This is a genomic window from Anaerosporobacter sp. (genome assembly GCF_965301125.1).
Map to the genome: position 1 here is coordinate 1 of NZ_CBDLAM010000148.1, position 9,532 is coordinate 9,532.

General features: G+C 35.3%; 6 protein-coding genes. 2 read left to right on the forward strand and 4 right to left on the reverse strand.

Translation table 11 applies throughout. The annotated features are described in order from the left end of the window. Window positions 1–91 precede the first annotated feature (91 nt). The 3 genes from ACW2QF_RS14505 to ACW2QF_RS14515 form a co-directional block, all read right to left on the reverse strand. Window positions 92–3,850 (reverse strand): phosphoribosylformylglycinamidine synthase, encoded by a 3,759-nt coding sequence (locus ACW2QF_RS14505; protein ID WP_455716724.1) that lies wholly within the window; start codon window positions 3,848–3,850, stop codon window positions 92–94. A gap of 247 nt (window positions 3,851–4,097) precedes the next feature. Beyond that, on the reverse strand, window positions 4,098–5,321 hold the full coding sequence (locus ACW2QF_RS14510; protein WP_455716725.1) for a peptidylprolyl isomerase: 1,224 nt from the start codon (window positions 5,319–5,321) through the stop codon (window positions 4,098–4,100). Window positions 5,322–5,439: 118 nt separating this feature from the next. Next, window positions 5,440–6,339: a LysR family transcriptional regulator gene (locus ACW2QF_RS14515; protein ID WP_455716726.1), complete on the reverse strand. Its 900-nt coding sequence runs from the start codon at window positions 6,337–6,339 to the stop codon at window positions 5,440–5,442. 210 nt (window positions 6,340–6,549) lie between these two features. Between ACW2QF_RS14515 and ACW2QF_RS14520 the strand changes: the two genes are divergently transcribed. Both ACW2QF_RS14520 and ACW2QF_RS14525 read left to right on the forward strand, forming a co-directional pair. Continuing rightward, complete coding sequence (locus tag ACW2QF_RS14520; protein WP_455716727.1) at window positions 6,550–7,491, forward strand: M14 family metallopeptidase; 942 nt, start codon at window positions 6,550–6,552, stop codon at window positions 7,489–7,491. Beyond that, window positions 7,485–8,420, forward strand: coding sequence for a M14 family metallopeptidase (locus ACW2QF_RS14525; RefSeq protein ID WP_455716728.1), 936 nt, complete (start codon window positions 7,485–7,487; stop codon window positions 8,418–8,420). The genes ACW2QF_RS14520 and ACW2QF_RS14525 overlap by 7 nt, the downstream gene beginning before the upstream one ends. A 462-nt stretch (window positions 8,421–8,882) precedes the next feature. Here the strand turns inward: ACW2QF_RS14525 and ACW2QF_RS14530 are convergent. Further along, on the reverse strand, window positions 8,883–9,532 hold a 650-nt coding region (locus ACW2QF_RS14530; protein ID WP_455716729.1), incomplete at its 5' end, for an HAD family hydrolase.

The window sequence follows — 9,532 nt, forward strand, 5'->3', positions numbered from 1 at the left end:
CTCCAAGTCAGGGCCACATCTGACTTGGAGATTCCTTAGTAATGATTCATTCTATATGATAATTAAAACTTACAGCTTATATTTAATTTATTTACTTCGTATAGTACTCAACACCAGCCTCAAAGATTAATTGATTTTGATTTCCATAGATGTTCATAGCAACACCTTCTCCGATACGTTCTGAATGAGCCATCTTACCAAGCACACGACCATCAGGACTAGTAATACCCTCAATTGCACAGTAAGAACCATTTGGATTGAAATCTTCATTCATACTAGGATTTCCATTTACGTCAACATATTGAGTTGCAACCTGTCCGTTTGCAAACAATTTCTGTAACCACTCCTCATTAGCAACAAAACGTCCTTCTCCATGCGAAGCAGGTATCGAGTAAACACCACCAAGTTCTGCCTTAGATAACCAAGGAGATTTGTTAGTAACAACTTTCGTATATACTGACTTGCTGATATGGCGTCCAATTCTATTTGTTGTAAGTGTTGGAGTATCTTCTGTTATATCCGTAATCTCTCCATAAGGCACCAATCCTAGTTTAATTAAAGCTTGGAAGCCATTACAGATACCAAGTACAAGACCGTCTCTATGCTTTAATAAGTTGTTAGTAGATTCTTTTATTGCTTCGTTACGGAATACAGAAGCGATGAATTTAGCAGAACCATCTGGTTCATCACCTGCACTGAATCCACCTGGGAACATAATAATTTGTGATTTATTAATCTCTTCCGTAAAAGCCTTAACTGACTGTGTAATATCACTTTCACTTAAGTTACGAAATACTACCGTAGATACTTCAGCACCAGCTTTTTCGAATGCTTTCGTAACGTCATACTCACAATTTGTACCTGGAAATACAGGTATAAATACTCTAGGTTTGGCAATCTTTGTTTTCGCTGTATAGATTGTCTTCGCATCGAATAACTTCGTTTCTAGTGTTCCATTCTCACCTTCAGACTTAGTAGGGAACACGTTCTCTAATGTTTCTGTCCAAGATGACAATGCTTCTTCCATAGCAATTTCAGTATCACCATATATGAAAGCTGTCTGCTCTGTCACTTCTCCAATTACTTCATAAACTGCTGTAATCTTATTAAGATCAGATTCGGAAACTTCCGCAACAATGCAACCGTACTCTGGTCTGAAGTATTCACTTGCTTTCACACTATCCCTTAACGTAACGCCTAATTTATTACCAAATGCCATCTTACTAACCGCTTCAATAACACCACCGCATCCAAGTGCATATGCGGATAATAATACTTTTTCCTTAGCTAATTTCGTAATCTGTGCATATAATTCCATTACTTGTTCAAATACTGGAATATCATATTCATCTTTTGCAATATTGAATTTAACAATCTTGCTTCCAGCTTTCTTGAATTCTGGAGTTACGATGTCTTGCTCCTTCGCAATATCTACAGCAAAAGAAACTAATGTTGGAGGCACATCAATATCATTGAAGGTACCTGACATACTGTCTTTACCTCCAATAGATGGTAAACCAAGTTTCATCTGTGCTTCATACGCTCCAAGCAATGCAGCCATCGGTTCTCCCCAACGTTTTGGATCTGTACCAAGTCTTCTGAAGTACTCTTGGAATGTGAAACGAATCTTAGAGAAATCTCCACCGCAAGCAACAATCTTAGCTACTGATGAAATTACTGCATAGATTGATCCATGATATGGGCTCCAGCTTGATAAATACGGATCAAATCCATAACTCATCATAGTTACTGTATCGCATTTTCCTTTTAGCACAGGAAGTTTTGCAATCATAGTTTGAATTGGAGTTAATTGATATTTTCCTCCATATGGCATAGTTACTGTTGCAGCACCAATAGAACTGTCGAACATCTCAACGAGACCTTTCTTGGAACATACATTAAGGTCATGGAGTACTTCTAACCATTTTTTCTTCATATTGGTTACAACAATTTCTCTTTGTAAGTAGTTATCTTTTTCTGATGGCATCGTTACAGTCGCTTTTGCTTCTTGATGAGCACCATTTGTATCTAAGAAGGCTCTACTGATATTAACGATTTGTTTATCTCTCCAGATCATTACTAATCTTGGTTCTTCTGTTACAACTGCAACTTCAACTGCTTCTAAGTTTTCTTCTGCTGCAAATGCTAACATCTTATCTACATCTTTCTTATCTACTACAACTGCCATTCTTTCTTGTGATTCAGAAATTGCTAATTCAGTTCCGTCAAGACCAGCATATTTTTTCGGTACTTTATCCATAAAGATGTGTAAACCATCTGCTAATTCTCCAATTGCTACAGATACACCACCTGCACCAAAGTCATTGCACTTCTTAATAATAGAACTCACTTCTTCGCGACGGAATAACCTTTGTATCTTTCTTTCTGTAGGAGCATTTCCCTTTTGAACTTCTGCTCCACAAGTATCGATGGAGCTTGTTGTATGCGCCTTTGAAGAACCAGTTGCGCCACCACAACCGTCACGTCCTGTTCTACCACCAAGTAAGATAATGATATCACCTGGATCAGAATTCTCACGAATAACATTTTTTCTTGGAGCTGCACCCATAACAGCACCGATTTCCATTCTCTTAGCCACATAGTTTGGATGATATATTTCGTCAACTAGCCCTGTTGCAAGTCCAATCTGATTTCCATATGAACTGTAACCTTTTGCTGCTCCTGTAACAATCTTTCTCTGCGCTAACTTACCTTCCATTGTTTCCTTTAAGGATACAGTAGGATCCGCTGCTCCCGTAACACGCATAGCTTGATATACATAACCTCTACCTGATAACGGATCACGAATAGCTCCTCCAAGACAAGTTGCTGCTCCACCGAAAGGCTCGATTTCAGTTGGGTGGTTATGTGTTTCATTCTTAAAAAATACTAACCACTCTTCTTCTTTTCCATCGATTTCCACTGGTACGATAATGGAACACGCATTGATTTCATCAGAAACTTCCATATCTTCTAATTTACCATCAGCACGTAACTTCTTCATAGCCATTAATGCGATATCCATTAATGAAATATATTTATCATCTCTATCCTTATAGATTATTGCTCTATCTTTTGTGTATTGATTATAAGTAGCCATAATTGGTGCTTTGTAATAACCATCTTCAAATTCTACGTCTTTTAGTTCCGTTAGGAAAGTAGTATGACGACAGTGATCAGACCAATATGTATCAAGCACACGAATTTCAGTCATGGAAGGATCACGTTTTTCTTCATTCTTAAAATAGTTTTGTATATGAAGGAAATCTTTAAATGTCATAGCAAGATTTAGCGATTGATATAATTCATTTAACTCGCTTTCTTCCATATCCGTAAATCCATCAAATGTTATAACATCTTCTGGTTCATCAAATTTAGCTACTAAAGTCTCTGGTTTCGCACCATTGCTTTCTCTGGAATCAACAGGGTTGATACAATATGCTTTGATACGCTCGAAATCTTCTTCTGAGATTTCTCCTGACAATACATAAGTTGTAGCCGAACGGATAATTGGTTCTTCTTTTTCATTTAATAATTTCACGCATTGTTCTGCAGAATCAGCTCTTTGATCAAATTGACCAGGAAGATATTCAACAGAAAATACTTTATCATCATCATTTTTTTCAAATTTTTCTTCAAACAATACATCAACAGGAGGCTCTGAAAATACAATACCAAGTGCTTTCTTATATGTTGTTTCTGATAGATTTTCGATATCATAACGGATTAATTCACGAACAGCAGTTAACCCCTTCATTCCAAGATAACTCTTAATTTCTTCTTTTAGTTCATTTGCTCTGACAGCGTATGGTGCTTTCTTCTCAACATAGATTCTCTTTACGTTACTCATGGCTTACCTTACCTTTCTGACATAAATCTGTCACAAGAATGCCTTTGCTTTCTTACTCTGACCTGCTCATCAGCTTTGCTGACATATGGTTTCTATTTTTCATTGGTTTTATTATATCACACTCCGTTTTATAAATAAAATTAATATAATTCAATTTACTAATTAGGTTTGCTTATATAATAAAAAAAGCAATAGAAAGCACACTTTGTGAACTTTCTATTGCATAATTTGTTACATAATCTATTACTTATTCATTACCTGATGCATTCGTATCAGTTGTTGCTGCATCATCTGTTGTTGTAGCTTCTGTCGCAGCAGCATCTGTTGTTGTAGCATCTGTTGCTGATGTGTCTTCTGTTGTTGTTACAGGAATTGTGTTATTTCCCATAACAATTTTGTCCCAAACTTCATCATTAACTTTAACCTTGTAGCTTTCTTGAATCGTCTTGAATTCTTCTTCAAAACGAGCATCTTCTACTTCTTGGATTGCTGTAGATACAGCTTCATCATATTGTGTAGTTGCACTATCATCAACCATCTTAATGATGTAATAACCTTCTTCTGTTTCTACGATTCCACTAATTTCTCCATTAGAAAGTTTCATAGCTTCTTCCATATAAGTCTTATCAGTTGTTTCATTCTCATCATTTGGTAAGAATGATAAATCTGTATACTCTACATCAGCATCACCATCTGTGATACCATCTTCTAAATTCTTGCTTTCTTTCACTTTATCATAGATTGCTTCAATTTTTTCTTTTGCAGCTTTCTTTTCATCATCTGATAAAGGAGTAGCATTTCCTTCTTCATCTACTGTTGCTGTTGCTACCTTAATATATTCTGTACTATACTCTTTGTATTGTTCTTTATCAACACCTTTTTTAATCTCTTTATCATCAATATCGAAAGAGTCGATTAAATCTTCATAATATTTGTCTGTTATAGCCCATTTTTTCTGAGTTTCTGTAATTGCTTCTTCAGTAAAACCTGTTAATGCAAGTTGTTCTTTCGTCATTTGTTGAATAATAGATGCAGAATTTTCTTCAATTGTTTTAATTTCATCTTCCGTTAAAGAATAGTCTTTTTTTAGTGCTTCTCTATATAGAACTTCGTAATGAATTGCTGTATCCATTGCTTGATCTTTTGCATCTTGGCGGATTGTTTTTCCTTCTTCAACTTCCATATCCCAATATCCAGTATTGAAATAGTATTTATACATTTGATCCATATAGTCGATTTGTGATTCATAAGAATAGATATAATAAAGCATATTTTCCATTGTTATGTTCTCACCATCAACTGTTAATGCAACATCATCTTTTTTATAGTTTATACTTGTATCAACTGTTCCATCTTCTGTTGTACCAGACTCTTTTTTTGAATCCTTTTTACTACATCCAGCAACTAATGCCATACTACAGATAAGTACAACCATAAGTACTAGAGATATTACCTTCTTCAACTTATTCACTTTACTTCCTCCATATTATCTTTAATTATAACACTATTCCAATTCTATATAACTTTGTCCTATTCGTCAAGTTAATTACCGCAATTCACAAAATCTTCACTTTTGTTGACTTTACTCTCTACTTATGCGAAGCCAGATTATCTAAAAAATACTCTGATGCGGCTGTTAATGGAATCTGGTTGCTATATGCAGCCACAAGCTTTCTCTCTGGAAGTTCTTCATTCAAATTAAGGATAATCATATCCTCAACCTCCCCACTCGTAAGATTCTTAACACAATAATCTGGTACAAAAGCCACCCCTAATCCAATCCGTGCCATATCAATAAGCAAATCATTACTATTAAGCTCTATAGCAGGTGCTAATTCAATTGATTGCTGTAAGAATAGACTATGAAGGAACTCACTTGTTGTAGAATGTTTGTCCAACATAAGAATTGGATAGTTTCTTAAATCAGTTAAAGTCATCTCCCTTTCAATACTTGGGAAATACTTCTTATTAGCAATAAATACATCGCGGAATGTTCCCACTTCCACAATATTATTAATGCTATTCAGACGGCTATTCGGCGAATTCACCACAATTAAATCGACTTGATTTGTCTCAAGTAATTCCACACATTGTAAAGATGTACCATTCGTAACTTTGATATGAACTTTCGGATACTTTTGATGAAATTCATTCAAAAACGGAACTAAATAATACCGACAAATGGTATCACTTGCACCGATACGAAGTTGCCCGCCATTCAACGTCCCCGCTTCCATTATCTGGCTTTCACCGCGATTAATAAGATTAATTGCTGGCTCAATATGTTTAAATAACATTTCTCCTTCTTTTGTAAGCTTTACTCGTTTTGTACTACGAATAAACAATGTCTGATTCAGCCTCTTCTCAAGTACTTTAATTGACTGACTTACCGCTGATTGTGATATAAATAATTCTTTTGATGCCTCTGAAAAGCTTAATGTTTTCCCCACATAGTAAAACACTTTGTATAATTCATAATTAATATCCATTCCACATATACCTTTCCTAAACATACATAGAAAACACAAATGCGTTCCCTTTTCTTTAGAACCTCGTTATAACTCATAAGCTATATTATAGCTTTAATTTACTATAAAAACAATGGGAATTCGGTAATTGAATAAATTTAGCCGAAGGTTTGACACCTACTAGATTGTATTGTATCATTATTATGAAAAACCAAAGAAAGGAAGTATCTCATGATAAAAGACGTTATATCAGTCGGTCTGCCTGTTGCAGAATCAATGGACATTAAGAAAAATCGTTTACTTCCCAAAACTATTACTGGTAAAGAAAAACGTATCTGTATTGTCACAGGAATACATGGTGATGAATTAGAAGGACAATTCGTTTGTTATGAACTGATTCGTAGAATAAATGCTAATATTCAATGTTTAAATGGTATTGTTGATGTTTATCCTTATGTTAATCCTCTTGGTATGGAATCTATAACTAGACGTATTCCTACCTTTGATCTTGATATGAACCGTAATTTTCCTGGTAATGAAGAAGGAGACATGGCGGAATGTGTAGCTGCTAGTATTATTGATGACATTCTCGGTAGTGATTTATGTATTGATTTACATGCAAGTAACATATTCATACGAGAAATCCCTCAAGTACGTATTAGCCAAGATAATCTTAAGACACTATTGCCCTATTCTAAATTATTAAATGTAGACTTTATATGGGTTAATGACTCTGTAACAGTACTCCAATCATCTTTAGTACATAGTTTAAATTCTCTAGGCGTCCCTTCTCTTGCTGTAGAGATGGGTGTTGGTATGAGATTAACAAAAGAATATGGAATGCAATTAGTCGATGGCTTATTTAATCTTATGAAAGAACTTGGTATATGGACTGGAGAAGTATCTTCGATACGAAAGCCAATTGTTTCAACAGATGGACAAGTTGAGATGATTCATGCAGAAGCATCTGGAATATTCGTTCCTGCTATTTCTCACTGGATAGGTATTTGTAAAGGTGATTGCGTTGGTGATATTATCGACCCTCTTAATGGTACGGTAAAAGAGCATATTATTGCTCCATGTAGTGGTACGGTGTTTACACTTAGAGAATATCCTGTTGTCTACAATGGTTCTTTAATTGCACGAATATTAGGAGGTGTCGGCTCATGCTAAAAGAAACAATCTATTCACTTGACGCTCCGTTTCGTGCTAAGATGAATATATATGGCTATACTTTCGGAAGTGGCGAAAAGTCAGCATGTATTGTTGGTCCAACTAGAGGTAACGAAGTACAACAACTCTATGTCTGCTCGCAATTAATAAAAACACTAGCCCAAATTGAGAAAAATGGACATATCGTAAATGATCATGAAATCTTAGTTATTCCATGTGTGAATAATTTCTCTGTAAATGTCGAAAAACGTTTCTGGGCTCTAGATAAAACAGATATTAATCGAATGTTTCCAGGTAATCCAACTGGCGAAACAACAGAAAGAATTGCAAATGCTGTATTTAAAAAAGCAAGCGGATATAACTATGGTATTCAGTTTGCCAGCTTCCACACACCTGGAGACTTTATTCCACATGTACGCATGATGGAAACAGGTCATCAAAATACCAGTTTAGCAAATCTATTCGGACTTCCTTATGTCTTAACCAGAAAACCTGAACCATTCGATACAACTACTCTTAATTATAACTGGCAGTTGAATGATACGAATGCTTTCTCTGTTTATACTAGTGCAACTGATCAGATTGACGAACCATCTGCAAGACAAGCTGTATCTTCTGTGCTTCGTTTTCTTACTCGTATGGGTATTATTAAATACAACTGCCATAATGGTTTTATCGCAAGTGTAATCGAAGAAGAAACTCTTCTTCCAATAAGGGCAGATGTATCTGGTATCTATCGTAGACTTAAGAATCCTGGAGATGAAGTGCAATTTGGCGATACACTAGCTGTTGTTATTGATCCTTTAGAAGGTGAAGTAATTTCTCAAATACTTGCTCCAAGCGACGGTATCATCTTCTTTGCACATACAAAACCGCTGGTTATCCAAAACTGTGTGGTATATCAATTAATTAGACGATTACATGAATAGATTTTGGGTGTCAAAAGGCCTATTTTAACTTTCAGATGAATAATCAACAATATTTATTCATCTGAATTTATCTAAGTATTAGTCTTATTGCAAAACTCTATATACATATTCATAGCTTCTTAGCTAACGTACTATGACACGAAACACGCTACACACCTAAGTACTTCTAAGTGTGTACACCCGGTTTCATCAATTGATACGGAACCGCCTTCGATTCGGCATCCTGCCTCAGCTCAGACTGGCTCGGCATCCATGCCTCTCCTTCCTAGGTTTTGATGTACACACTAAGAAGTACTACAGATGTTCCGCTATCATTTCTTAGTCATAGTACGTTAGCTAAGAAGAAGATTAACACTATTAAGTAGTTTTGCGTGCTACCTTATAAAACACAAGTACAAGTAAGTTAACAAATGAACAAATATTCTTGGTCATTCATCAATAACTTTCACTGGGCCTTCTGTCTTATTTATTAAGTAATAAATTTTCTAGTTCTTCTACTGTTTTTACTACATAATCAGCTCCTGATTCCACTAATTCTTCTTCGCCACCATATCCATAAGTAACACCGATTGCTTCTATTCCTCGCTCATGTGCCCCTATTACATCGTATTTACGATCGCCAATCATTATAATATCTTCTTTATTAACTTCCCCAAATCCTGCAATTGCTGCATCTACAACTTCTGCTTTATCAGAGCGTGTACCATCTAGATTACTTCCTATTATATGATGAAAATACTCTTTAATCTCAAAGTGTTCTAATATCTTCTCAACAAAAACAGTCGGCTTTGAACTTGCTATTGCTAACATTTTACCTTCATTGCTTAATTTCTGTAACAGTGAGGGGATACCATCATAGATCTTATTCTCGTACATACCAAGAGTAGCAAATCTCTCTCTGTATTTCGCTGTGGCTTTAATTGCATCTTCCTTAGTAAAATTATAAAATTCCATAAAAGAACCTATGAGTGGTGGTCCAATCACAACTTCTAGCTTATCCAAATCAGGTTCCTCAATTCCAAAATGAGCTAGAGCATATTGAAAACTTTTCGTAATACCTTCCTTTGGATCTGTTAATGTTCCATCTAAATCGAATAATATATAATCTTTTT

Bases quoted from the DNA above. Each gene is read 5' to 3' on its own strand.
- ACW2QF_RS14515 (WP_455716726.1), bottom strand. From the start codon at position 6,339: ATGGATATTAATTATGAATTATACAAAGTGTTTTACTATGTGGGGAAA.
- ACW2QF_RS14520 (WP_455716727.1), top strand. From the start codon at position 6,550: ATGATAAAAGACGTTATATCAGTCGGTCTGCCTGTTGCAGAATCAATG.
- ACW2QF_RS14505 (WP_455716724.1), bottom strand. From the start codon at position 3,850: ATGAGTAACGTAAAGAGAATCTATGTTGAGAAGAAAGCACCATACGCT.
- ACW2QF_RS14525 (WP_455716728.1), top strand. From the start codon at position 7,485: ATGCTAAAAGAAACAATCTATTCACTTGACGCTCCGTTTCGTGCTAAG.